General features: G+C 65.2%; 22 protein-coding genes and 1 tRNA gene. 10 read left to right on the top strand and 13 right to left on the bottom strand.

Annotated features, from left to right (window positions below; all coding sequences use genetic code 11):
* Nucleotides 1-58: 58 nt before the first annotated feature.
* Both AM2010_RS02450 and AM2010_RS02445 read right to left on the bottom strand, forming a co-directional pair.
* Nucleotides 59-1264 (bottom strand): trans-sulfuration enzyme family protein, encoded by a 1206-nt coding sequence (locus tag AM2010_RS02450; RefSeq protein WP_047805723.1) that lies wholly within the window; start codon nt 1262-1264, stop codon nt 59-61.
* Between the two features lie 90 nt (nt 1265-1354).
* Complete coding sequence (locus tag AM2010_RS02445; protein WP_047805722.1) at nt 1355-1591, bottom strand: hypothetical protein; 237 nt, start codon at nt 1589-1591, stop codon at nt 1355-1357.
* 501 nt (nt 1592-2092) lie between these two features.
* On the opposite strand from AM2010_RS02445, the gene AM2010_RS02440 reads away from it, so the two are divergent.
* Nucleotides 2093-3391, top strand: coding sequence for a phospholipid carrier-dependent glycosyltransferase (locus tag AM2010_RS02440; RefSeq protein ID WP_236699389.1), 1299 nt, complete (start codon nt 2093-2095; stop codon nt 3389-3391).
* Nucleotides 3392-3395: 4 nt separating this feature from the next.
* Here the strand turns inward: AM2010_RS02440 and AM2010_RS02435 are convergent, their stop codons facing one another.
* The 6 genes from AM2010_RS02435 to AM2010_RS02410 all read right to left on the bottom strand — a co-directional run bounded on the left by AM2010_RS02435 (nt 3396) and on the right by AM2010_RS02410 (nt 7889).
* On the bottom strand, nt 3396-4487 hold the full coding sequence (locus tag AM2010_RS02435; protein WP_047805720.1) for a glycosyltransferase family 2 protein: 1092 nt from the start codon (nt 4485-4487) through the stop codon (nt 3396-3398).
* Nucleotides 4484-5542 carry a 3-isopropylmalate dehydrogenase gene (gene leuB / locus AM2010_RS02430; RefSeq protein ID WP_047805719.1) on the bottom strand — a complete coding sequence of 353 codons (1059 nt, stop codon included), beginning with the start codon at nt 5540-5542 and terminating at the stop codon, nt 4484-4486. Before leuB ends, AM2010_RS02435 begins: the two co-directional genes overlap by 4 nt.
* The gene (gene recO / locus AM2010_RS02425) at nt 5539-6141 is read right to left on the bottom strand and encodes a DNA repair protein RecO (RefSeq protein ID WP_047805718.1); all 603 of its coding nucleotides are present in this window, start codon (nt 6139-6141) and stop codon (nt 5539-5541) included. Before recO ends, leuB begins: the two co-directional genes overlap by 4 nt.
* 29 nt (nt 6142-6170) lie before the next feature.
* Entirely contained in the window at nt 6171-6422 is a 252-nt protein-coding gene (locus AM2010_RS02420) for an accessory factor UbiK family protein (protein ID WP_047807630.1), read from the bottom strand.
* A 61-nt stretch (nt 6423-6483) separates the two neighbouring features.
* Nucleotides 6484-7035, bottom strand: a complete 552-nt coding sequence (locus AM2010_RS02415) for a TspO/MBR family protein (protein ID WP_047805717.1) — start codon at nt 7033-7035, stop codon at nt 6484-6486.
* Nucleotides 7036-7151: 116 nt separating this feature from the next.
* A complete protein-coding gene (locus tag AM2010_RS02410; RefSeq protein ID WP_047805716.1) occupies nt 7152-7889 on the bottom strand; it encodes a TlyA family RNA methyltransferase in 738 nt (245 codons plus the stop codon).
* Nucleotides 7890-7943: 54 nt separating this feature from the next.
* On the opposite strand from AM2010_RS02410, the gene AM2010_RS02405 reads away from it, so the two are divergent.
* Together AM2010_RS02405 and AM2010_RS02400 are read left to right on the top strand one after the other, a co-directional pair.
* A complete protein-coding gene (locus AM2010_RS02405; protein ID WP_150115216.1) occupies nt 7944-8480 on the top strand; it encodes a hypothetical protein in 537 nt (178 codons plus the stop codon).
* Nucleotides 8481-8924: 444 nt separating this feature from the next.
* A complete protein-coding gene (locus AM2010_RS02400) occupies nt 8925-10022 on the top strand; it encodes a branched-chain amino acid aminotransferase (RefSeq protein ID WP_047805715.1) in 1098 nt (365 codons plus the stop codon).
* A gap of 16 nt (nt 10023-10038) precedes the next feature.
* Here AM2010_RS02400 and AM2010_RS02395 read toward each other — a convergent pair whose 3' ends face one another.
* The 4 genes from AM2010_RS02395 to AM2010_RS02380 are packed head-to-tail and all read right to left on the bottom strand — an operon-like array spanning nt 10039 to nt 14509.
* Nucleotides 10039-10926, bottom strand: a complete 888-nt coding sequence (locus tag AM2010_RS02395) for a DMT family transporter (RefSeq protein WP_047805714.1) — start codon at nt 10924-10926, stop codon at nt 10039-10041.
* Between the two features lie 3 nt (nt 10927-10929).
* Complete coding sequence (locus tag AM2010_RS02390) at nt 10930-12999, bottom strand: NAD(+) synthase (protein ID WP_047805713.1); 2070 nt, start codon at nt 12997-12999, stop codon at nt 10930-10932.
* Nucleotides 12996-13511: a CinA family protein gene (locus AM2010_RS02385; protein ID WP_047805712.1), complete on the bottom strand. Its 516-nt coding sequence runs from the start codon at nt 13509-13511 to the stop codon at nt 12996-12998. The genes AM2010_RS02390 and AM2010_RS02385 overlap by 4 nt, the downstream gene beginning before the upstream one ends.
* Complete coding sequence (locus AM2010_RS02380) at nt 13508-14509, bottom strand: DNA topoisomerase IB (RefSeq protein WP_047805711.1); 1002 nt, start codon at nt 14507-14509, stop codon at nt 13508-13510. Before AM2010_RS02380 ends, AM2010_RS02385 begins: the two co-directional genes overlap by 4 nt.
* Nucleotides 14510-14605: 96 nt before the next feature.
* On the opposite strand from AM2010_RS02380, the gene yghU reads away from it, so the two are divergent.
* From yghU to ggt, 7 genes are all read left to right on the top strand, one after another.
* Nucleotides 14606-15451, top strand: a complete 846-nt coding sequence (gene yghU, locus AM2010_RS02375; protein WP_047805710.1) for a glutathione-dependent disulfide-bond oxidoreductase — start codon at nt 14606-14608, stop codon at nt 15449-15451.
* A 68-nt stretch (nt 15452-15519) separates the two neighbouring features.
* Nucleotides 15520-15594, top strand: a tRNA-Gln gene (locus tag AM2010_RS02370).
* Nucleotides 15595-15661: 67 nt separating this feature from the next.
* Nucleotides 15662-16561 (top strand): LysR family transcriptional regulator, encoded by a 900-nt coding sequence (locus AM2010_RS02365; RefSeq protein ID WP_047805709.1) that lies wholly within the window; start codon nt 15662-15664, stop codon nt 16559-16561.
* A 130-nt stretch (nt 16562-16691) separates the two neighbouring features.
* On the top strand, nt 16692-19772 hold the full coding sequence (locus tag AM2010_RS02360) for a TonB-dependent receptor domain-containing protein (RefSeq protein WP_082132778.1): 3081 nt from the start codon (nt 16692-16694) through the stop codon (nt 19770-19772).
* A 163-nt stretch (nt 19773-19935) separates the two neighbouring features.
* Nucleotides 19936-21192 (top strand): dicarboxylate/amino acid:cation symporter, encoded by a 1257-nt coding sequence (locus AM2010_RS02355; protein ID WP_047805708.1) that lies wholly within the window; start codon nt 19936-19938, stop codon nt 21190-21192.
* A gap of 11 nt (nt 21193-21203) precedes the next feature.
* Nucleotides 21204-21614, top strand: a complete 411-nt coding sequence (locus tag AM2010_RS02350) for a VOC family protein (RefSeq protein WP_047805707.1) — start codon at nt 21204-21206, stop codon at nt 21612-21614.
* A gap of 13 nt (nt 21615-21627) precedes the next feature.
* Nucleotides 21628-23397 carry a gamma-glutamyltransferase gene (ggt, locus tag AM2010_RS02345; RefSeq protein WP_047805706.1) on the top strand — a complete coding sequence of 590 codons (1770 nt, stop codon included), beginning with the start codon at nt 21628-21630 and terminating at the stop codon, nt 23395-23397.
* A gap of 86 nt (nt 23398-23483) precedes the next feature.
* Here ggt and AM2010_RS02340 read toward each other — a convergent pair whose 3' ends face one another.
* Nucleotides 23484-23849 (bottom strand): RidA family protein, encoded by a 366-nt coding sequence (locus AM2010_RS02340; RefSeq protein WP_047805705.1) that lies wholly within the window; start codon nt 23847-23849, stop codon nt 23484-23486.
* Nucleotides 23850-23891 lie beyond the last annotated feature (42 nt).

Below are 23891 nucleotides of genomic sequence, written 5' to 3'. Positions count from 1 at the left end.
CAGGCGCGGTAAAGAGCGCAATGCCATCAGGACATCGCGGCGCACCGAATGGCGGCTTTCAGAACCCTGCTGCGGCGAGCGCGCGGTCCAGGTCTTCGCGAAGATCCTCGACATCCTCCAGCCCGATATTGATCCGTAGCAGACCTTCGCCGACCCCCATCTCGGTACGCGCTTCCTCGCTCATTCCGGCGTGCGTCGTGCTGGCCGGGTGGCACATAAGGCTGCGCGCATCGCCGATGTTGTTGGAAATATCGATGAGTTCCAGCGCATCGAGCACGGCAAAGGCTTTCTCTCGACTGCCAACGTCCAGCGCGAAGATCGGGCCGAACGCGTCCATCTGCTTTGCTGCAAGGGCGTGACCCGGGTGGCTCTCCAACCCCGGATGCAGAACGCGGGGGCCGCGATTTTCCACAAAACGTCCGATCTCGAGCGCGCTCTCACTCTGCCGATGTGCCCGCAGGTTGAGTGTTTCCAGCCCCTTGTGCACCACCCAGGCATTGAAGGGCGAAAGATTTGGCCCGGTGTTGCGCTGGAACGGCAGCAGAACCTCGTCGATAAACGTGCGATCCCCGCAAACCGCACCGGCCAGAACCCGGCCCTGGCCATCCATCAGCTTGGTCGCGCTGTAGGCGACGATATCGGCACCGAACTCCAGCGGCCGCTGCAGCACTGCCGTTGCGAAGGCATTGTCGACGACGGTGGCAATGCCATGGGCTTTCGCCAGGCCGCAGACATATTCCAGATCGACCACGTCGAGCGTCGGATTGGCCGGCGTTTCGAAGAAGAAGACTTTGGTATTCGGCCGGATGGCCGCTTCCCAAGCAGCATTGTCTGCGCTGTCGATCACCGTCGTTTCGATCCCGAACCGGGGGCAGAGGTGATCGACCAGCCACCGGCACGATCCGAATGCTGCCCGCGCAGCGACCACGTGATCGCCGACCGAAAGCTGGCACAAGAGCGCCGCCGTCATCGCAGCCATGCCACTGGCCTGCGCGCGGCAGGCCTCTGCGCCTTCCATCAGGGCAATCCGCTCTTCCAGCATGGCGACTGTCGGGTTCTGGAGGCGGGAATAGGTCATCCCTTCGGCCTCGCCGGCGAACCGGGCGGCGACGGTCGCGGCATCGTCGTAGCTGTAGCCTGACGTGAGGAAGAGCGCTTCACTCGTCTCGCCGTGTTCGCTGCGCCAGGTGCCGCCGCGCACGGCCTGCGTCGCAGGGCGCCAGGTGCGCGTGATCGCGCGGTTCATTCCATGGGTCTTCTTCATCGGCGCCGCTCTAGTAGTGCGCGGGCCGACGACGCAACGAAAAAGGGCGGCGCCGCAGCACCGCCCTTCTCGTTGTATTCGGGTCAGGTCTTAGGCGCTGACCGGATCTTCATCATCGTCGTCGTCGCTGACGATCAGAACGATCATGCCGATGGCCGCAATCGCCGCAACGATCAGGCCGGCACCAATGCCTTCACCATCGCCGCCCAGTTCGGAAGCACCGGCAACGGGTTCCGAAACGCGCGCAGCCGTTTCAGCCTGAGCAGCGATAGGAGCCGCTGCGAGCGTGGCCGCTGCGGTTGCAAAAAAGATATTACGAAGCTTCATAAATACAGACCCTTCCGTTTTCTTGGTGTATGTCACCTAGATCAACGAAGAGCCTAAGCAGAAAGTTCCGCCGACGCCAACCCCAGTGTTAAAAGGTGTAACACCACTCGTCGCGTCAAACGCACGACTCATGGCTTGACTCCCGGATTGGGACCGGAGCGGGCTTCGCATCGAAGGATGGATCGATGTCCGCTGGCGCCCCCGGACGCCAGCCGTCATCGGCGCGCACCATCAGGATTCCGCAACGACGGCAACGGCCGACAAAAGTCCTGCCTTCGCGCCGAACACGCTTCCGCCAGACTTTGTGGCCGAACAACGCACATGCCCAGTTACGAGCCATCTACCCAATCCTCCGAATCCCTCACGCCCCGCCCAGCTCAATGCGACCTCCTGCCCGCTCGCGAATCACGCGAGCCCATGTCTTTTTATTGTAAATTTTGCATACACTATTTCCGCGGTCGGCATAAGTGTAAACACGCATGGCGGCGCACTTGCCCCAGCGTGGGACACCCACTATCGATCGTGCCGATGAGCCAGGCGCACGACCATCCGCGGGATCCCATCGGATGGAGCGCCGCGATCGCCATCGCATTCTTCGGCATGTGCCTGATTCGGCTCGCCGTTCCGACTGAGCCTTACTTCGACGAAATCCACTATCTCCCCGCAGCCCGTGCGCTGATCGAAGGCAGCGAGTACCTTAATCGCGAACACCCGCTGCTGGGCAAGGAACTGATCGGCCTCGGCATCGCACTCCTGGGCGACAATGCGTGGGGCTGGCGGATTATGCCGGCGCTGGCGGGCGCACTCGCGCTGTTCGCTTTCACGCGGGCGATCTGGTTCAGCACTCTTTCCCGTTTCGCCGCGGTTTCCTACGCGGTCCTGCTCGCCAGCGGTTTCGTGTTGTTCGTGCACAGCCGCATCGCAATGCTCGACGTGTTCTTCGTCGCCTTTATCGCGCTGGCCCTGTGGCAATGCGCCGCCGCGGTGCGCGAGCCGGAAACGGGACGCTTGCGCCTCGCGTTCGCCGGGGTGGCGCTGGGCCTGTCGATGGCGGCGAAATGGAACGCCGTGCCGATCGCCATGTTACCGGGCCTGGCCTTCCTCGTCGCACGGTTTGCCGCAGGGCGGAGGCGCCTTTTCACCAGTCGCAGAGGTATCCCGGTCCCCGGCGTCTCGTTGGTGGAGGCGGCTCTCTGGCTGGGCCTGGTGCCGCTGGCGGTGTACTGGCTTACGTTCCTTCCGGCCTATTTCTTCGCCCAGAGCCCGCTGCCCGCAAACGGGTTCATCGCACTGCACCGCGAAATCATCGCGCTGCAGGAAAGTGTGGTGGAGCCCCACCCCTATCAGTCCCGCTGGACCGACTGGATCTTCAATTTGCGTGCAATATGGTACCTTTACGGTCCCATAGAGGGGTCGCATCGCGGTATCGTCCTGATCGGTAATCCGCTGACGATGCTGCTGGGCCTGCCCGCGATGGTCTGGGCCGCATGGCGGGCCATCACCGGCGACCGCGCGGCAATGGCGATAGTCGTTCTTTTCGCGGTAAGCCTGGGTTTCTGGATCGTCGTGAACAAGCCGATCCAGTTCTATTATCACTATTTTCTGCCAAGCTGTTTCCTGCTCGCTGCGCTGGCGATGGCGCTCGACGCTCTATGGCAGTGCGGGCGGCGGAAGCTGGCCGTCGGCGCCCTTATCGCCAGCGGAGCGCTGTTCGCCTGGTTCTACCCGATTCTCAGCGCCGCGCCGCTCGCGGGCGAACAGAGTTTCACTGCGTGGACCTGGCTTTACGGCTGGCGCTAGTGCATCAGCGCCGCTTCCAGACGAAGCGGCTCGACAGGGCGTAATTCCATACTGCCCCCACCAGAATGCCCGCTGCTGCTGCCAGCAGCCAGTACAGGCCGTATCCCTTGAGCAAGCCGGCAACCGCGACGTTGGCGACCGCCCCCACCGAACAGGCGGCGCAGAACCCTGCCCAGCCCCGCAGCAGCGCCCGCCCCCCGCGCAGCCGGCGGTCACGATAGGTCAACCAGTTATTGAGCCAGAAGTTGAACGTCATCGCCGCGAATGTCGCCAGGGCCTGCGCCGGAACGAATGCGACATCCCCGGCACGAAACAGCAGTGCAAGCACGGCGAGGTGCACCACGACGCCCAGCCCACCGACCGTGCCGAACAGTGCGAATCGGGTCGGAACCACTCTGCCGAAGGTTTTGTCATAAAGACCGACGAGGAAGTCGAACACGACCGCCCGGTCCAGCTTGCTGGCGCCGCTGCGTCGCTGTGCGAATTGCAGCGGGAATTCGCGCACGCGCAGCGGTTCCGGCGCGCTGGCCAGCAGGTCGAGCAGCACCTTGAAGCCAATCTGCGACATGCGCGGGGCGAGCGTTCGGCCAATTTCCGCGCGAATCGCGAAATAACCGCTCATGGGATCGCTGAGGTCCACACCAGCCAGCCGCCGGGCCAGCCGCACCGCCAGACGCGAGCCGCGTTCACGCCGCGCGCTGGCGAGCCCCGCGTTGCTGGCCCCTGCGACATAGCGACTGGCCACCGCCACATCGCATTCGCCGGTTTCGAGCGCGGCGAGCATTTCCGGCAGAATCGCGGGGTCATGCTGATGGTCGGCATCCATCACCGCCACGAAGGGCGCGGCGGTCGCGCAGATTCCCTCGATCGCGGCGGAGGACAGCCCCCGGCGGCCGATCCGTTCGATCACCCGCACGCGCGGATCGGCGCGGGCGATGCGGCGCGCCTCGTCGGCAGTGCCGTCAGCGCTCGCATCGTCGACCACGATCGCTTCCCAGCCCTGCGGCCCCAGCGCCTGTTCGATCCGCGCCAGCAGCGGCGCGATGTTCTCGCGTTCGTCGAGCGTCGGCAGGACGATGGCGAGGCGCAGGGTCAAAGGCGCTCCAGCACCGCATCGCCGATTGCGGCGGTCCCGGCCTCCCCGCCCAGGTCGCCCCCGCGCACCCCGTCGGCCAGCGCGCGCGCCACCGCGCTCTCGATCCGCGCGGCATCGGCTTCGCGGCCGAAGGAATGGCGCAGCATCATGGCCGCGGAAAGGATCGTTGCCATCGGGTTCGCCCGCCCCTGCCCGGCAATGTCGGGGGCGCTGCCATGGATCGGCTCGTAAAGGCCGAAGGTGCCGAATGCAGTCTCCCGCTCGCCGAGCGAGGCACTGGCGAGAAGCCCGATCGAACCCACGCACATGCTCGCCTGATCGGACAGGATATCGCCGAACAGGTTGCCGGTAACGATCACGTCGAACCGCCCCGGCTCGCGCACCAGCTGCATCGCCGCGTTGTCGACATACATGTGCTCCAGCGTCACGCCGGGATATTCGGGCGCGAGCTCGTTCACCACGTCGCGCCACAGCTGGCTGGTTTCGAGGACATTGGCCTTGTCCACGCTGACCAGCCGCCTCTTGCGCCCCTGCGCCGCACGGAAGGCGAGATGGGCGATCCGGCGCACTTCGCCTTCGGCATAGGCCATCATGTCCCAGCCCTGCCGCTGCCCATCGTCGAGCGTGCGGGTGCCCTTGTCGCCGAAATAGACATCGCCGTTCAGCTCGCGCACGATCAGCAGGTCGATCGCGGCCGCGATCTCGGGCCGCAGCGCCGACATGCCTTCGAGGCCGGGAAAGGTCGTGGCTGGGCGCAGATTGGCGAACAGGCCCAGTTCGGCCCGCAAGCCCAGGATCGCCTGCTCGGGCCGCAAGTGCCGCTCCAGCCCGTCGCACGACGGATCGCCGACTGCGCCAAACAGCACCGCATCGGCGGCGCGCGCCATTTCCAGCGTTTCGGGCGGCAGCGGGTGGCCGTGGCGGCGATAGGCGATGCCGCCTACGTCGCCTTCGAACAGGGTCAGGCCGGGCAAGTCGAGCGCCTGAAGCACGCGGACCGCCTCGTGCGTAACCTCGGGCCCGATCCCGTCGCCGGGAAATACCGCAATCTTCATGTTCTCATTCGCCCCAATCGCTCGCGCAGCATAGTCCGCGCGGACATAACATCGCCCCGCCGGTCGGCAAGCAGGTAGCGTTCGAGCAGGGGCCCGTGCGCGGCAAAGATTTCCAGCAGCGGCTCAAGCCCCGCTTCGGCGCGCGGCGGCGCACCGCCATATCCCAGCTCGCGCAGCAGCAGCGCTTCGTAAGCGACCAGGCCCTGAAGCCAGCCGCGCGCCGAGGGGGCATGACAAATCGCATCGAGAACCGCCGAGAGTGCATTGTAAAGATTGGGATAGGCGTTGCGCTCCGGCAGAGCGGTTGCGGTCAGCGCGGTGACCCAGCCTATCGCCGCGGCGGGCAAGGGCTCACCCAACCAGGGCCCGCGGCTTTCAACCAGTTCGAGGCGGGCAAACGGCAACTGGCTTTCAGACCGCGCGCGCAGGTCGATTGCCACCACATTGCCGGGGATGACCACCGGCCGCAACGTACGCCCTCGTCCGCCCGCTACGTAGCCGGCCACAAGGCCATGCTCTTCGGTCATGGCCCGCACGATGACCGCCGTTTCCCCGTGCGCACGCGCGGCGACGACAATGGCAGTGGCATTCAGTTGCAACGCGCACTCCCGCGTTGGCGCAGTATCCGTCAGCCGCCGCCGATGCGCGCTTCCAGCGCGGCGATGCGGTCGGCCAGCGCCTCGTTCTCCTCGCGAGCACGGGCGGCCATTTCCTTCACCGCATCGAATTCCTCGCGGCTGACGAAATCCATTCCGCCCATCGCTTCCTTGACCCGTTCGCGTGCACTCTCGCGCGCTTCACGGGTCATGCCGGCGAAAGTGCCTGCCGCGCCGTTCAGCAGCTTGACGAAATCGGCGATCATCGGGTTCTGGCTCTGCATGGCCTCCAGATGGGCCTGCGGCGTTTTATTGTCCAGCCCCAAGCGGCCGCCTGGCGGGCGATCAGATGGCGATCCGTTCCACCGCACCGCTGCCACCACTGGCCCCGTCAGCCGCAGGGTTCATCCGCAGAAATTCGTAATTGAGCGCAGTCGCGAACAGAATCCAGGCGAGATAGGGCAGCAGGAGCACCCCGGCCAGCCGGCGCACGCGCCAGAACAGCACGATCGTCACGACGACGAGCACGTCCAGCGCCAAGAGAATGCCGAGCGCGGCAGTCATCTGATGGGCACCGAAGAAAGCCGGCGTCCAGGCCAGGTTGACTACGAACTGCACTGCAAACACGGCGATCGCCGCGCTACGTCCACGCGCGCCCCAGGCGCTGAGTATCAGAGCCAGTGCGAGGCCCATCAGCACGAAAAGAAGGGTCCAGACGATGCCGAACCACATCGGTTCGGGGAATATCCCGGGCTTGGCAAGCGCGCGGAACCATTCGCTGTCGGCAGTCCATATCCGTCCGGGCAAAACACCGAGCAGGAGGCAGACCGGCACCGCGAAAAGCGCCCAGCGGATGAAGCTGGCGCGCAATTGTCCGCGCGAAGCGAGAGCGGTCATCTATTTCCCCCGAAAATACCGTGACCCGGTCGAATCAACGGCGGCGATACTGACGGCAGCCCCGGCCCCGCGCAAGCACGCGCGCACGAACTGTGCCGCCCCGGGATGGCCGCGATTCAGCCGCGCGTGGCCGAAACGAGGAATTCCACATTGCCTTCCGGGCCGGTGATCGGACTTTCGACGATCCCTCCCACCATCCAGCCCGCATCGGCCAGCCACTCGCGCACTTCGTCGCAAACGCGCGCATGCAGCGCCGGATCGCGCACCACGCCGCCTTTCCCCACTTCCTCGCGCCCTACCTCGAACTGCGGCTTGATCAGCGCGACCAGCCGGCATTGCGGTGCGGCCAGTTCCATCGGTCTTTCCAGCACCTTGGCCAGCGAAATGAAGGACGCGTCGCAAACGATCCAGCCGCAGGGTCGATCGATCTGCGCGGCAGTAAGAATGCGCGCGCTCGTCTGTTCCAGCACGGTAACGCGCGGGTCCTGCCGCAGCTTCCATGCGAGCTGGTTCGTCCCGCTGTCGATCGCGAAGACATGTTCCGCGCCCTTCGACAAAAGGACATCGGTGAAGCCGCCGGTAGAACTGCCGACATCCATCGCCACCGCGCCAGCAGGGTCGAGCGCGAAATGGTCGATCGCGTGCGCCAGCTTGATCCCCCCGCGCGAAACCCACGGATGATCGCGCCCGCGCACGTCTAGCGGGGCATCTTCGCGCAGTTGCTGGCCCGGCTTGGCCATCTTCGTCTCACCGGAAAAAACCAGCCCCGCCATCACCAGCGCTTGCGCACGCGTGCGGCTTTCGGCGAGGCCGCGCGCGACAAGGAGTTGATCGAGGCGTTGCTTGGCAGGCATGGACCCGAACGCGGTTAGCGATCATTGTCGGGTTGAGAAACCTTGGAGATTCGCTTGACCCGTAACCGTGCCATCGCCTTCGCCGCCTGCCTCACGCTGGCGGGCTGCGTCCAGCCTGCGCCGGAGCCCACCCCGGTGCCGCCATCACCCGCACCTTCGCCCGCCCCTACGCCGCCCCCGGTCGCGCAACCGGTTTACGAAAACTGGATGGATGCCCCCGCGACACCGGGCGACTGGCACCTGCGGACGACCGACGGCAGATCTCAAGCCGTCTTTGGTCCCGCCAGCAGCGAGGCGGCTTTCGCGCTCACCTGTAACCCGGCCCAGCGTGCAATCACCCTGACCCGGGCGGGTTCCGCGGGCGGCGAGGCGACGATGCACATTCGCACCGAAACGCGCCAGCGGACCCTTTCCGCCAGTATCGCGGGCCGCGAGTTGCCGACGATCGCCGCGACCCTGCCGGCGAACGATCCGCTGCTGGCGGCGATGGCGTTTTCGAAAGGGCGGTTCGCGGTCGAAACGCCCAGCCTCCCCACGCTCTACATTCCCGCATGGCCGGAAATGACGCGCGTGATCGAAGATTGCCTGTAACCCCGCCCACGAAACCCAACAAAAATGGCTCGCGAAATCTCGCGAGCCACAGCGACCAATTCTGACGTGGGATAAGTTTTTTTCAAGGCTTGTTTTCGCGAGTCCAGTGACTCAAATTGACGCTCGAGGCCGGCGGCGAACGCGGCACTCACTCCGCGGTGAGACGCGGGGTTGGCTTTCATAGCGCGAAAGGAGGTGATCCGATGTCTCATGGTTCAGCAGGGAGGTCGGTACGTTTCCGCACGAGGCACTATCGCTGACCAGACAGCGATAGAGGCTAAGTGAGCGGCGCTATCGGCCGCTGACCATGCGAAGGGCAGTTCCCCGACGGGCGGAGCTGCCCTTCTCATTTATGGGCAGGACTTCGCCCGGCCATCCGCCCGCGTGCGTCCATGCCAAGAGGATGGACTTGCCCTGCGCGCTGCCGCGCATTAACCGGCGCGCATGGATTTCGAACACATCCCCCACGCCGCCCCCGTCCCGTCCGCCACGCGCGACGAGGCGCTTGCCAACCCGGGTTTCGGCACGCTGTTCACCGACCACATGATCGTGATCGATTACGATGCTGATCGGATCGGTTCCGAAGGGGATGGCTGGCATTCGGCGAGAGTGTGCCCCCGCGAACCGATCACGCTCGACCCGGCAGCGGCGGTGCTGCATTACGCGCAGGAAATCTTCGAAGGTATGAAGGCCTACCGCCAGGAAGACGGCGGCATTGCGCTGTTCCGGCCCGAGGCGAACGCGCGCCGCTTCAACGCCAGCGCCGAACGCATGGCAATGCCGCAATTGCCGGAAGAATTGTTCATCGAATCGATCCGTCGCCTGATCGCCGTGGACCAGGACTGGTTCCCCACGATCGAGGGTGGATCGCTGTACCTGCGCCCCTTCATGTTCGCGAGCGAGGCGTTCCTTGGGGTGCGCCCGGCGCGGCAGTACAAATACCTCGTGATCGCCAGCCCGGCGGGCAATTATTTCAAGTCGGGCGCGCCTGCGGTGAAGATCTGGGTCAGCAGCGATTACGCCCGCGCCGCGCCCGGCGGCACCGGCGCGGCGAAGACCGGGGGCAACTATGCCGCCAGCCTGGTGCCCCAGGCCGAAGCGATCGAAAAGGGCTGCGATCAGGTCGTGTTCCTCGATGCAGTCGAAAAGAAATGGATCGAGGAACTGGGCGGGATGAACCTGTTCTTCGTGTTCGACGATGGCACCGTCGTTACTCCCCCGCTGACCGGCACGATCCTGCCCGGCATCACCCGCGACAGCCTGATCCGCCTGCTGCGCGAAGAAGGGTTGACCGTGCGTGAAGAACCTTATTCGATCGATCAGTGGCGCGACGATGCGAACAGCGGCAGGCTGGTCGAAACGATGGCCTGCGGCACCGCTGCAGTCGTCACCCCGGTCGGCACGGTCGCCGGGCGCGATGGCGAATTCACCATCGGCAGCGGCGGGCCGGGTCAGCTGACCACCAAGCTGCGCGACAAGCTGGTCGGCATTCAGCGCGGTCGCGTCGCCGATACGTACGACTGGATGACGCAGCTATCCTAAGCGAGCAATCGCGCCGCTACAGCCGGCTGCGCACCAGGAACCGCTTGGTGAAGGTGGCGCTCGGACGAACCAGGATGATCGCCACCCCGGCAATCGCAATCGCCCCGCCCAGCAGCAGGCGGTAACCGACCGGATCGCCCGTCAGCCAGGCGCCCAGGGCAATTGTGAACAGCGGCGTCAGCAGCGTCATCGGGACCACGGCGTTGGCATCGTTCGCCTGCAGAATGCGGAAATAGGCCGTGTGCGCGCCGACCGACACGACCAGCCCGGCAAAAACGACGCACCCGGCCAGCAGCAGCGGCTCCTGCGCGAAAGCCGCAACCTGATTGCTCTCGATCGTCAGTGACAACGGCAGCAGGACGACGCTGGAAGCGACCGCCGCCCATGCCTGAAGGCGGATGGAAGAAATATCGATCCGCTTGACGAAAACAGAGCCCAATGCGCCGACGGCTGCGGAGGCGAAGACCAGCATCAGGCCCGGCCCAGCCTCCAGCGCCCTGTCGGACATGACCGATAGCAAGACCCCGCCAAAGGCCAGCGCAATGCCCAGCCCGCGCCGCCAGCGCACCCGTTCCCCCAGAAACAGGATCGCGAACAGCACCGTCATCGGCGCGCCCGACAGGCTGACCACACCGGCGGAAGAAGGGCTGGCGGTTTCCAGCCCCATGAACAGGAGCGCGAACGATCCGCCGCTGATCGCCAGCCCGACCAGCATGATCCGCCCCAGTCCGGTCGGCAGGGGGCGCAGCAGGGGAAGGAGGACGATCATCACCAGCGCCGAGCGCGCAAAGGCATAGGCGAGCGGCGGCGCGCCGAGCTGATCGACCGCGATCTTGCTGACCACGACGTTCAACGCCCAAATCACATTGCACAGGACGAGTATGGCAATCGCGCGAACGGGCATCCCTCAGAGAGCCGGCGGCAGATTACGCCGCAGTTCCTCCAGCCACGGCCCGGCGACGGCATCGCTGGGTGCGCGCCAGTCGCCGCGCGGGCTTAACGCACCGCCGGGGCTGACTTTCGGGCCATTGGGCAGCGCGCTGCGCTTGAACTGGCTGAAGGCGAAGAACCGCTGGAGGAACCGTTCCAGCCAGTGGGCGATCGTCGCCAGATCGTATTCGTTCTTCGCCGCTTCGGGGAACTCGGCCGGCCACAGCCCCAGCTTCGCGTCGCGCCAGGCATGCCAGGCCAGGAAGGCGACGTGGCTGGGTGACTGGCCCCAGCGGATCGTGTGGTGGAGGAAGAAATCGTTCAGCTCGTAAGGACCGATCGTGCTTTCGGTGCTCTGGATCTCGCCATCTTCGCCCGCCGGCACGAGTTCGGGGCTGATCTCGGTATCGACGATCGCCTCCAGCACGGCATCGGTTTCCGGGTCGAACTGGTCGGTCCGGGTGGCCCAGCGGATCAGATACTGGATCAGCGTCTTGGGAACGCCGGAATTGACCGCATAGTGGCTCATCTGGTCGCCAACGCCATAAGTGCACCAGCCCAGCGCCAGTTCGGACAGGTCGCCCGTTCCCAGCACGAAGCCCGAATGCTGTCCGGCCAGACGGAACAGATAATCGGTGCGCAGCCCGGCCTGCACGTTCTCGAACGTGGTGTCGTAAACCGGTTCGCCATCGGCGAACGCGTGGCCGATATCCTCCAGCATTCGGGTGGCGGCGGGCCTGATGTCGATTTCTTCTGCCGTGATGCCCGTCGCCTTCATCAGTTTCCAGGCGTTGGACTTCGTGCTGTCGGATGTGCCGAAACCGGGCATCGTATATCCGCGAATGGTGGTGCGCGGCAGGCCCAGCCGGTCGCAGACCTTGGCCGCGACCAGCAGGGCATGGGTCGAATCGAGCCCGCCCGAAACGCCCAGGATCATGTGCTTGCCGTTGGTCGCCCGGAACCGGCGCAGCAGGGCATCGACCTGGATGTTGAACGCTTCGAAACAATCCTCATCCAGCTTGTGCGCGCGGTTGGGGACGAAGGGGAACCGGCGGATCGGGCGCAGCAGGCGATCGTCGGGCGCGGGTGTGGCCGGTGCGTCGAAGCGGATCCGGCGCACCATGTCCTCCGGCCGTCCGGCAGCCTCCGCCGCGTCGCCGAAGGTCTGCATCCGCATCCGGTCGCCCAGCACGCGGCGCGTATCGACATCGGCCAGACACAGTTCGGGTTCGAGATCGAAGCGGGAGCTTTCGACCAAAAGATCGCCCAACTCGTAGACCATGCCCTGCCCGTCCCAAGCGAGGTCGGTCGTGCTTTCCCCGTGGCCCGCGGCTGAATAGGCGTAGGCGCAGACCGCGCGGCTCGACTGCATCCGGCACAACATGTGCCGTTCGTCGGACTTGCCGATGGTAATGTTGGAAGCGGACAGGTTGAGAACGATCGTCGCCCCCGCCAGCGCGGCCCGTGTCGATGGTGGATCGGGCGCCCAAAGATCTTCGCAGATTTCCATCGCGAAACAGAAGCCCGGCCTCTCGGGCGCTTCGAACAGCAAATCGGTGCCGAAGGGTACGCTTTGGCCGTTCACGTCGATCGCCAGGCCCACGCAATTGCGGCCGTGGGCGAACCAGCGCTTTTCATAAAACTCGCGGTAATTGGGCAGGAAGCTCTTGGGCACAACGCCCAGCAGGCGCCCGCCGGCGATGGCGAGCGCGCAATTGTAGATCCGCCCGTTGCGCCGCAGCGGCGCGCCGATCACGGCCACCGGCGACAGCTCGCGGCTCGCCTCGATCAAGTCGGCAATCCCGCGTTCCACTGCCTCAAGCAGCGCCGATTGCAGGTGCAGGTCGTCAAGGGCGTAGGACGACAGGCACAGCTCGGGATAGAGGACAACGTCCGCCCCCGCGCCATGCCCCTTGCGCCATTCGGCAAGGATGCCTTCCACGTTCCCGGACACGTCGGCCGTGCGGACGCGCGGGGTGGCGGTGGCGACGCGCACGAAGCCATGCGTGCGTCGGTCGAAGAAGGGGTGATCGGTGTTTTCGGTCATGCGCGGAGCGCGTTGTCCATCATGTCCAGCGCGACTGCAAGCGCCGCGATGCGCACACCGTCGCGCCCGATGGCGCCGAAGTGCTCCTCGCGGTGGGCAATCTCGCCATTGAACGGGCCGCAGGCGAAGTGGACCAGCCCTTCCTCGTCGCCCTCCCCGCCCGGCCCGGCGAAGCCGGTGATCGCGACGCCTATCCCGTGGCCGGAGCGTTGCAGCGCCCCGCGCGCCATCGCCACGGCCACTTCGCGACTGACCGCGCCGCACCGCTCGATCTGCGCGCGATCGACCGCCAACAGATCGCACTTCGCATCGTCCGAATAGACGACGAAGCCACGCTCGAAAATGTGGCTGCGCCCCGGCACATCGGTCAGCAATGCGGACAGCAGCCCGCCGGTGCAGCTTTCCGCCGTGATCAGCGGCATCTCGCGATCACAGGCAAGATCGAGCACGGCGCGCGCATTGCGCGCCAGGTCGGGCGGCAGGATCGGGTCGAGCGTTTCGGTCTCGCTCATGCCGCCAGCAGCTCCTGCGCGCAGGGCGCATCTTCCAGCAGGGCGATCAGTCCGCGCTCCTCGCGCGTCAGCCACTGGGTGCCGCGCGGCAGACGCAGCGTCTCGCGCCACGCGCCCTGCCGGCCCACCAGATCGATCACCGCCGGATGGACGTAGGACCGGCGGGTCACTGCAGGGGTATTGCCCAGCCGCCCCGCGACGACATCCAGCACGGCCTTGATCGTCAGCGTTTCCTCCGCTTCGGCGAGAAGCTGGAAGGCCAGAACGCTGGCGTGCCAGGTGCGGAAATTTTTGGCGGTGAAGCGCTCGCCCATCGTGTCGCACAAGTATTCGTTGACGTCGTGCGATCCGACCGTGTGGAGGTCGCCTGCGTCGTCCACGTACTTGAACACGTTCTGCCCCGGCAGGTCCTGCATCCGGCGGACAACGCGCGCCAGGCTGCCGTCGGTCAACGCGACTTCGCGCAGCTTGCCCCCCTTCGCCTTGTAGCGCAGGCGCAGCGTCTTGCCGGTCACTTCGGCGTGGCGCTGGCGCAGGGTGGTTGCGCCGTAACTGCGATTGTCGCGCGCATATCCTTCGTTCCCGATCCGCACCGCGCCCAGATCCAGCAGGCGCACCACGCTGGCGATCGCTCGCTCGCGGGTCAGCGTGCGTGCCGAAAGGTCGCTTTCCACCCGCTTGCGGACCAGCGGCAGCAGGCCGCCAAACGGCAGGCACCCGTCGAACTTCTCGCTTTCGCGCGCGGCGCGAAATTCGGGGTGATAACGGTATTGCTTGCACCCGCGCGCATCGACCCCGGTGGCCAGGATATGGCCATTGGGCGCGGGGCAGAACCATGCCTCACGATAGGCCGGCGGCAGGGCGATCGCGTTCAGCCGGGCGCGCTCGTCCGCGTCGCGGATCAGCTTGCCCTTCGGATCGTAATAGGCCCAGCCGCGCCCTGCGCGCTTGCGCGAAATGCCCGGAAGGTCATCGTCGACATAGATCAGCTTCGTCATGCGAAGGCCAAACTCCGCAATTACACGCGCGGTTCCGCTTGTCCGAAAAAGAACCACCACCACCTTATGCCGCAGTGAGATATCAGGAGACCCACTTTGGCCGATCCGACCTACACGCCGCCCGAAATCTGGACCAACACCGAAAGCGGCGGCAAATTCGCCGCCATCAATCGCCCCACCGCCGGCGCGCGCGAGCAGCGCGACCTGCCGGTCGGCGAGCATCCTTTCCAGCTCTATTCCTCCGCCACGCCCAACGGGGTGAAGGCCGGGATCATGTTCGAGGAACTGCTGGAGGCGGGCCACGCGGCCGAGTACGACGCGTGGTACATCGGCATTTCCGACGGTGACCAGTTCGCCAGCGGTTTCGTCGACATCAATCCCAATTCCAAGATCCCCGCCCTGCTCGACCGCAGCGGGCCGGAACCGGTGCGCGTGTTCGAAAGCGGCGCGATCCTGATGCACCTGGCGGAAAAGTTCGGCGCCTTCCTGCCCGCCGGCAGCGGCCGCGCCGAAGTGCTGAGCTGGCTGTTCTGGCAAGTCGGCAGCGCGCCTTTCGTCGGCGGCGGCTTCGGCCATTTCTACGCCTATGCGCCGGAAAAGTACGAATACCCGATCAACCGCTACGCGATGGAAACCAAGCGCCTGTTCGACGTCGCCAACCAGCGTCTGGCTGAAAGCGAGTACCTGGGCGGCGCAGATTATACCGTGGCCGACATTGCCACTTTCCCCTGGTTCGCCCCCTTCGTGCAGGGCGGCATTTATGGCGAGGCGCGCAAGTTCCTTTCGATCCACGAATACGAGCATGTCGAACGCTGGGTGAACCAGATCGCCCAGCGCCCGGCGGTGCGCCGCGGACGAATCGTCAACAGAACATGGGGCGAAGACGACGAACAGCTACGCGAACGCCATTCGGCGGATGATTTTGCAGGCAAGGCGATCTGACGGTCCGCGACGACCGGCAGTGCCCCCTTCACATCGGCGCGGGCTACGCTATAGGAGCCCGCGCCTGCTGGGGTGTAGCCAAGCGGTAAGGCACCGGTTTTTGGTACCGGCATGCGCAGGTTCGAATCCTGCCACCCCAGCCAGTTTGCCACTATCCACTAACTTCCCGACCGCATTGCTGCGCACCGGATTGCCCGATAGAGGGGGGCGATGCGATTGCGTCATATCGAAGTGTTCTATGCCGTGTACCGGACCGGATCGGTCACCGGTGCGGCGCAGGAGCTCAACGTTTCCCAGCCTTCGGTCAGCAAGGTTCTGCGCCATGCGGAGGATCAGCTCGGCTATCCGCTGTTCCGCCGGCACAAGGGGCGGCTGGAGCCGACCGATGCGGCGCACGAGCTGTTCGGCGACGTCGACGAAGTCTATCGCCAGGTCCGCTCTCTGCGCCAGACGGCGAAGAACATCGGTGCACGCCGGGGCGGCCACATCAAGCTGGGGCTGCTGCCTTCGCTCGGCTTCGGGGTGATACCCGAAGCGATCGCCCGACTGCGCGACCAGCATTCCGATGTCAGCTTCGAACTCGACACGCTGCATTCGCGCGACATCGCTACCTCGCTCCACGAACGCGAATTCGACCTCGCCATCGGTTATGGCAGCGCGGCCAAGTCGCGCCTCGCCGTGCGCCAGGTGGGGGAGATCGAACTGCTGGTCGCCGCGCGCAAGACCGACTTCGTCCCCGCCGACGGGCTGGTGGATATCGAGGATCTCGACGGGCGCGATTTCATCGGCCTGCGCGACAGCGGCCCTTCGGGCGCGGTGCTGGTCGACGAGATCGATCGGCTGGGCATCGCGCCGCGCGAAATCGTTACGGCACGCACATACTACGTCGCGCTCGCGCTGGTGCAGCGCGGCGTCGGCCTGACCGTGGTGGATGAATTCACGGCGCGCAGCATGCCCGGCGACGAAATCGGATTCTATCCGTTTCGCAAACCGGTCGTCGCGCCGGTTTCCGCCTACTACCTGGGCGAGAACGCGGAGGCGGGCCTGCTGACGGCATTTCTCGACACCGTCGAAGCGATCCTGACAGCGAAGCCCGAATTACGCGCATAACCGCAGGCTATGGCGATGCGAAGTGTTTGTCGCGCGCGGGTCCTTGTGTTTGCAGCGCCGCCGGTGCCACAAAAGTGACACAGGCCATCTGGCCGCTCAGCCACTCAATCTTCCAAGGGGAGGGAAGTTGATGACACGCTCACGGCGCATTCTCATGCGCGCATTCTTCATGGCCGGCACCGCAGGGCTCGCATCGTCCGCACTCGCGCAACCGGCACCGATTGGCGTGGCCGAACCGCAGGAAACAGCGGAAGAGGATACGGCGGAAATTGTCGTCGTCGGAACGCAGATCAAGGGATCGAAGATCACCGACACCCTCCCGGTGACCGTGCTCGATGCCGACAGCATCGACGCGATCGGCGCATCGTCCGGCGACGAACTGTTCCGCGCCATTCCGCAGTCGGGCGACGTCGGCTTCAACGAACAGCGCACGACCGGCGGGATCAACGATGCGCGCGGCGATGTCGCGTCGATCAACCTGCGCTCGCTTGGCACTGGCAACACGCTGGTTCTGCTCAATGGCCGGCGCATGGTCCTCCATCCCGGCTACCAGACCGAAAACCTCGTCCCCGTCACTTCGGTCAACGCCAATGCCATTCCGGTCAGCGGCATTCGCCGGCTGGAGGTTCTGCGCGACGGCGCGGCCGCTATCTACGGCACCGACGCAGTCGGCGGCGTGGTCAACACCGTGCTGCGCGACAATTTCGACGGTGTGACCGCCGAAGTGCAATATGGCGGATCGGAAGGCACGTCGCTGCGTGAATTCGATGCCGAACTGGCGATGGGGCGTACCTTCAACCAGGGCCGCACCAACATCTCGCTTTTCGTCAATTACCTCAACCGCGAAGGGATGCCGGCCAGCGATCGCGAATATGCGCGCGATTACGACACCCGCCCGTTGGTCGAAGGCACGCCGTTCGAAGGCGATACCGATTTCGACAATCGTTCGACCAATTCCCCCTTCGGCGAATTCCAGCTGTACGATTACACCGCGACGGTGCGCCAGAACGGCAACGCCATCACCTCGTCCGGCGATTACTGGCATATTCAGCCCGATACGATTGCCGGATGCGTGGCCGACCTGGGCAACGGGCTATGCGCTGACAATTCCACCCAGAATTCGATCGACGACGAAGATCGCATGTACCGCTACAACACTGCGCACGATCGCTGGATCGTCGGCGACACGCAGCGGTTCAACGGCTTCCTGTTCGCCAATCACGAATTCGACAGCGGGCTGGAAGTCTTTGCCGAAGCCGGCCTGTACCTGTCCGATTACACGACCTACCGCGAAGCCGATGCGCCGCTGAACGCGGTCGACATCATCGTGCCGGCGAACAATTACTGGAACCCGTTCGGCCCGACCACCTTTTCGGACGGGAGCGCGAACCCCAACCGCCTGCCGGGGCTGAACATCCCCGATGAAGGCGTGGCGATGATCCTCAACGATTATCGTTTCGTCGATGCCGGGCCGGAAGTGATCGAGGTCAAGAACACCAGCTATCGCCTGCTGACCGGCCTGCGCGGCGAAGTCGAAGGGTGGAACTGGGAATCGGCGATCCTGTGGTCGGAAGCGACCACCGAAGACAAGTCGAACCGCATCAGCAACACGCTGCTGCAGCAGTCGCTCGCGCTTGAAACGCCGATGGCCTATAACGTCTTCAACGGCGGCAACCTGGCCGATTTCTCCAACGGCGACGGCACCCCCAACGATCAGGCGATCATCGACGCGATCACGGTCGATGCCTATCGCACCAATACGAGCCAGCTCGGCCTGTGGGATCTGCGCGTTTCGCGGCCCGACCTGCTGGCCCTGCCGGCCGGCGATGTCGGCGTCGCGTTCGGTGCGGAGTTCCGTTACGAAGCGTTCAAGGACGACCGCGACGATCGGCTGGACGGCACGATCACTTTCACCAACCCGGTTTCGGGCGAAGAGCACATCAACGACCTGCTGGGATCGAGCGCGACGCCCGATTCTTCCGGCGATCGCGACGTCGCATCCGCCTATCTCGAATTCGCGATCCCTGTGATCAGCCCGTTCATGGACATCCCGCTGGTCGAAGCGTTCGAAATCCAGGCCGCGGCCCGGTTCGAAAGCTATTCCGACGTTGGCGAAATCCTGAAGCCCAAGGTGGCGGCGGCCTGGACCGTCTTCCCCTGGCTGAAATTCCGCGGGTCCTATTCCGAAGGGTTCCGTGCGCCGAACCTGGTCCAGATCAACGAAAACGGGCTGGAACGGAGCAACGGCCGGCTCGATTACGTTCGCTGCGAAGCGGACCTGCGCGCCGGAAGGATCGCCTCGTTCGACGATTGCGGCCGTTCGCAGTCGGTCATCAGCCAGCGCGAAGGCAGCGACAAGCTGGGGCCGGAAACCAACGATTCCTACACGTTCGGCATGGTGCTCCAGCCGAACATCGCCAATGGCCGCTTCGGCCAGATCACGGCGACTGTCGACTACTGGCGCATCAATCAGAAGGACGTGGTCGGCATCTTCGGTGATTCCAGCCAGATCGCTTACGATTACCTGCTGCGCACCCAGGGTTCGTTCAACCCGGCGGTGGTCCGCGAGGCTCCGACGCAGGAAGACATCGACAACTTCGCGGGAACCGGGCTGGAACCGGTGGGTGAAATCGCGCACGTTCTCGATACCTACATGAACCTCCTGCCGCGCCGGATCGAAGGGATCGACTTCACCGTTCATTACGAGCTGGACGATACCGCCATCGGCGACTTCTCGCTTAACGTGAACGCCGCGCACCTGCTGCGTTTCGACCAGGACCCCTCGCCCGAAGCCAAGGCTATTCTCGACGCGCAGGAAGCGGGCGAGATTTCGCAGGGCTTCACCGTGTTCGGGGCCGAAGGGCTGCTGCGCCAGAACGGCAATCCGCGCTGGCGCCTGTCCAGCTCGTTCACCTGGCGCCTCGGCAACTTCGGCGCGGGCGTGTTCGGCCGCTATGTCAGCTCGGTCCGCGACACCGGGGCGACGCTGGACGATGGCACGCAGTTCGTCGTTGACGACTGGGCCTATGCCAACCTCTATGTCCAGTACACCTTCGACGAAGGGCCGCTGGACAACACCCGCCTGCGGCTGGGTGTGCGCAACGTGACCAACGAAGCGCCGCCGCTGGCGGATGCCAGCTTCGGCTACCTCGGCTCGCTCCATTCCAGCCGCGGCCGCTACTGGTACGGCTCTATCCGCAAGCGGTTCTGAGCGTAGTGTCGGCACGGCGCTTAACCGATACCGAACCGGAGGCTCTTTCACAGGGAGTGAACTTCCTGTTTGTCAACGGAACGCTGGCAATCGATAACGCACGCGCGACCGGCGCGCTGCCCGGTCGTGTTCTGTTGCGCAGCGCCCCGGGAGGAAACTGTAAATGATACGTTCGCTCGCTAGCCGATGGTTCGCCATCGTCCTGTGGAAACGCATTCTCGTCGCGCTCGTGCTCGGCGCGCTCGCCGGGCTGGCGCTCGGCGAATCGGCTGAGCAGATCCGGTGGATCGGCGACCTGTTCATCCGCATGATCCGTATGCTGATCGTGCCGCTGGTCTTCGTCACGCTGGTATCGGGCGTGATCGCGATGAAGGACCCCAAGCGGCTCGGCTCCATCGGAAGCAAGGCGATCGCACTCTATCTGGGGACCACGTTCTTCGCGATCGTGATCGGGATCGGGCTGGCGCTGCTGTTCCGCCCCGGTGTCGGGATCGACCTTTCGGGGGCGGAGGCGACGACGCTGCAAGAGGCCGGATCGCTGGCCGACCGCCTTCTGGGCATCGTGCCCGAAAATCCCTTCGCCGCCTTTGCCGAAGGCAATGTGCTGGCCGTGATCTTCTTCGCGATCATGGTCGGGGCCGGCCTGATCATGGCCGCCGAACGCGGACAACCGCTGGCACGGGTGTTCGAATCGGGATCGGAAACGATGCTGAAAGTGACCGCCATCGTCATGGAATTCGCGCCCTTCGGCGTCTTCGCGCTGGTCGCCTGGGTCATGGGCACGGTTGGGCCGGGGACGTTCCTCAACGTCTTCCTGCTGGCCATCGCAGTCTATCTGGGCTGTTTCCTGCACATGCTCATCGTGCACGGGGCGATCGTGAAGTTCTTCGCCCGCCTGCCGGTCCTGCCGTTCTACCGCGGGGTGCGCGAACCGCAGCTGGTCGCCTATTCAACCTCGTCCAGCTCGGCCACCCTGCCCGCCAGCCTTTCGGCGGCGGAGCACAACCTGGGGATCAAGCCGCCGGTCGCGTCCTCCGTCCTGCCGCTGGGCGCGACGATCAACATGGACGGCACGGCGCTTTACGTCGCGCTGATCTCCATCTTCGCGGCGCAGGCTTTCGGCGTACCGCTCGACCTGTTCGATTACCTGCTGATCGGGCTGACGACCACGCTGGTTTCGGTCGGCACGGCCTCGGTCCCTTCCGCTTCGCTGTTTCTGATGGCGGCCGTGCTGAACGTGATCGGGATGAGCGCGGCACAGACCGCGATCGTCGTGGGCTTCATCCTGCCGTTCGACCGTATTCTCGACATGATGCGCACCGTGGCCAATGTCACCGGCGACCTCGCCGTGGCGACCGTAGTGGCCGTGTGGGAGGATGAGATCGACCGCGACACCTACAACGCACTGCCCACCGAGTAGGAGCCTGCGCGATGCAACCGTTCCACCTCGCCTTCCCGACCACCGACCTCGCCGCGACGCGCGCGTTCCTGGTCGATGCGATCGGGGCGAAGGTGGGGCGCGAGGCAGCGCGATGGGTCGATTTCGACCTCTTCGGGCATCAGGTCACCGCGCATCTGGTCGATCACGGCGAAGCCGCGCCGACCAACCCGGTGGATGGCCACGCGGTCCCCGCGTTCCATTTCGGCGTCGTGCTGGAATGGAGCGCGTGGGAATCGCTGGCCGAACGGCTGCGCCAGCGCGACGTTCGATTCGTGATCGAACCTTACGTGCGCTTCGCCGGCAAACCCGGCGAACAGGGCACGTTCTTCGTCCGCGATCCCGCCGGGACCGCGCTGGAGTTCAAGACCTTTCGCGACATGAACCAGCTTTTCGCGACCTGAGGGGAGATATCCGATGAAGCGCTTTACCGCCGCGATTGCGGCCACGGCCCTGTGCTGCCTGTCGATCGCGCAGGCACCGCTTGCCGCGCAGCCGCAGCAGCTGCTCGATTACGACACGATCCACCACCCGGTGACCGACGACGAGGCGATGGTGGTCAGCCAGAACGCGCTGTCCAGCCGGATCGGCGCGCAGATCATGGCGCAAGGCGGCAACGCCGTCGATGCCGCGGTCGCCACGGCCTTCGCGCTGGCCGTGACCCTGCCGCGCGCGGGCAACCTGGGCGGTGGCGGCTTCATGCTCGTCTATCTGGCGGAGGAGGACCGCACGGTCGCGATCGACTATCGCACCGCTGCCCCCGCCGCGGCGGAAGCGAAGCTGTTCCTCGACCGCAAGGGCCGGCGCGAGGACAACGCCGACTATGGCCACATGGCCGCCGCCGTCCCCGGCACGGTGGCGGGCATGAAACTGGCGCACGAACGCTGGGGATCGCTGCCGTGGGAAGAGGTCGTGCAACCGGCGGTCGAGCTGGCGCGCGACGGGATCGTGGTCACCCGCGATCTGTCGGAGGCGCTGCGCTGGGGCCGCAAGCGGCTGGAAAGCTCCGACGCGGCGATCGCGACATTCTTCAAGCCCGACGGCAGCCCCTACATGTACGGCGAGACGCTGAAGCAGCCCGAACTCGCCTGGACGCTGGAACGGATCGCCACTGCCGGCGCGGACGATTTCTATCGCGGCGAGATTGCACAACGGATCGTCGCCGACATGGAGGCGCAGGGCGGGCTGATCGCGATGAGCGACCTTGCCGCCTACGAGGCGAAGCTGCGCGAACCGATCGCGACCGATTACCGCGGGCTCAACGTCGTCACCATGCCGCCCGCCAGCTCGGGCGGGGTCGCGCTGCTCCAGATGCTGAACATGCTGGAAGGGTTCAACCTGAAGGCGATGGGGCACAACAGCGCCTCCACCGTCCACATCCTGTCCGAAGCGATGAAGCTCGCCTATGCCGATCGGCGCATGTCGATGGGCGATCCCGACTTCGTGAACAACCCGGTCGATGTGCTGATTTCCAAAGCCTATGCCGAAGAGCGATCAAAGCAGATTTCGCGCGGGCAAAGCTCCCCGCCCGAAGCGATCTCGCCCTTCGATCCTTTCGCTCATGAAAGCCCCGACACGACCCACTTTTCCATCGTCGACCGGCAGGGCAACGTCGTTTCCAACACTTACACGCTCGGCTCTTCCTTCGGATCGGGCACGCTGGTGGCGGGCGCGGGGTTCCTACTGGACAATCAGATCAAGAACTTCTCGCTCCGCACCAACGTGCCGGGCGCGACGTTCTCCAACAGCGAGATGAACAAGATCGCGCCCGGCAAGCGCATGATGTCGAGCATGACGCCGACCATCGTTTTCCGCGACGGCAAACCCTTCCTGGTGGTCGGCTCCCCCGGAGGCAGCTCGATCATCAACACCGTGCTGCAGATTGTCCTCAATGTCGCCGATCACGACATGAACGTGGCCGAGGCGACTTTCGCCCCGCGCCTCCACCAGAACTGGAAGCCGTCGGCGCTGGAGCTGGAGCCCGGCTTCAACCCCGATTCGCTGGGCGTGCTGCAATCGCTGGGGCACGAGATCGAGCTGCGCGACACGATCGGCAGCGCGCAGGTCATCATGCTCGATGGCGGCAAAGTGCTTGGCGCGGCGGACCCGCGCCGCCCCGGATCGGGTGCGGTCGGCGTCGGTAACCTGCGGATCGAAGCGCGCGAGACGGCTGCCGCCCTGCCCTGAGCCGCCCAGGACCGCGCCGAAAGCCGACATGAAAAGGCGCCGTCCGGTCCAGCCGGGCGGCGCCTTTTCGATGTGCAGGCGGGAAATCAGCGCGGGTCGAAGGCGACCGCCTCGATCTCGACATCGGCAGCCGCAACGAGGCCGGAAACCACGGTCGAACGGGTCGGATAGGGGGTCGGGAACAGCCGGGCATAGGCCGCGTTCATGCCGGCCGAAAGCTCGGCGCGAGTGATCCAGACCGTGGTCTTGACCACGTCTGCCAGGTCCAGCCCCTCGCCCTGCAGAACGGTGCGCAAGTTGGCGATCGCCTGTTCGGTCTGTTCCTCGATCGTGCCCTGGCACATGCCGCCTTCGGGCGTGCGCGGCAGCTGGCCGGAAACAAACAGCAGGGGTCCGGCCCGGCGGGTCTTGCTCAGCGGCGGCCCGGCAGGGGCGGTCTGGTCGATGGTCATCGAAGCTATCTCCTGTGGCTGGAAGGGGAAACCCGCCCTGTC

The organism is Pelagerythrobacter marensis (genome assembly GCF_001028625.1).
Taxonomy (GTDB): domain Bacteria; phylum Pseudomonadota; class Alphaproteobacteria; order Sphingomonadales; family Sphingomonadaceae; genus Pelagerythrobacter; species Pelagerythrobacter marensis.
The sequence above is the reverse complement of the archived record's forward strand: the minus strand, read 5'-3'. Positions and strand labels throughout refer to the sequence as shown.

What these genes read in the sequence shown, in the direction of transcription:
- AM2010_RS02415 (WP_047805717.1), bottom strand. Translation starts at nt 7,035, where the DNA reads ATGACCGCTCTCGCTTCGCGCGGACAATTGCGCGCCAGCTTCATCCGC.
- AM2010_RS02395 (WP_047805714.1), bottom strand. Translation starts at nt 10,926, where the DNA reads ATGCCCGTTCGCGCGATTGCCATACTCGTCCTGTGCAATGTGATTTGG.
- AM2010_RS02390 (WP_047805713.1), bottom strand. Translation starts at nt 12,999, where the DNA reads ATGACCGAAAACACCGATCACCCCTTCTTCGACCGACGCACGCATGGC.
- AM2010_RS02360 (WP_082132778.1), top strand. Translation starts at nt 16,692, where the DNA reads ATGACACGCTCACGGCGCATTCTCATGCGCGCATTCTTCATGGCCGGC.
- AM2010_RS02380 (WP_047805711.1), bottom strand. Translation starts at nt 14,509, where the DNA reads ATGACGAAGCTGATCTATGTCGACGATGACCTTCCGGGCATTTCGCGC.
- AM2010_RS02340 (WP_047805705.1), bottom strand. Translation starts at nt 23,849, where the DNA reads ATGACCATCGACCAGACCGCCCCTGCCGGGCCGCCGCTGAGCAAGACC.
- AM2010_RS02400 (WP_047805715.1), top strand. Translation starts at nt 8,925, where the DNA reads ATGGATTTCGAACACATCCCCCACGCCGCCCCCGTCCCGTCCGCCACG.
- AM2010_RS02350 (WP_047805707.1), top strand. Translation starts at nt 21,204, where the DNA reads ATGCAACCGTTCCACCTCGCCTTCCCGACCACCGACCTCGCCGCGACG.
- AM2010_RS02450 (WP_047805723.1), bottom strand. Translation starts at nt 1,264, where the DNA reads ATGAAGAAGACCCATGGAATGAACCGCGCGATCACGCGCACCTGGCGC.
- AM2010_RS02385 (WP_047805712.1), bottom strand. Translation starts at nt 13,511, where the DNA reads ATGAGCGAGACCGAAACGCTCGACCCGATCCTGCCGCCCGACCTGGCG.
- AM2010_RS02365 (WP_047805709.1), top strand. Translation starts at nt 15,662, where the DNA reads ATGCGATTGCGTCATATCGAAGTGTTCTATGCCGTGTACCGGACCGGA.
- leuB (WP_047805719.1), bottom strand. Translation starts at nt 5,542, where the DNA reads ATGAAGATTGCGGTATTTCCCGGCGACGGGATCGGGCCCGAGGTTACG.
- AM2010_RS02410 (WP_047805716.1), bottom strand. Translation starts at nt 7,889, where the DNA reads ATGCCTGCCAAGCAACGCCTCGATCAACTCCTTGTCGCGCGCGGCCTC.
- AM2010_RS02355 (WP_047805708.1), top strand. Translation starts at nt 19,936, where the DNA reads ATGATACGTTCGCTCGCTAGCCGATGGTTCGCCATCGTCCTGTGGAAA.
- ggt (WP_047805706.1), top strand. Translation starts at nt 21,628, where the DNA reads ATGAAGCGCTTTACCGCCGCGATTGCGGCCACGGCCCTGTGCTGCCTG.
- AM2010_RS02445 (WP_047805722.1), bottom strand. Translation starts at nt 1,591, where the DNA reads ATGAAGCTTCGTAATATCTTTTTTGCAACCGCAGCGGCCACGCTCGCA.
- AM2010_RS02420 (WP_047807630.1), bottom strand. Translation starts at nt 6,422, where the DNA reads ATGCAGAGCCAGAACCCGATGATCGCCGATTTCGTCAAGCTGCTGAAC.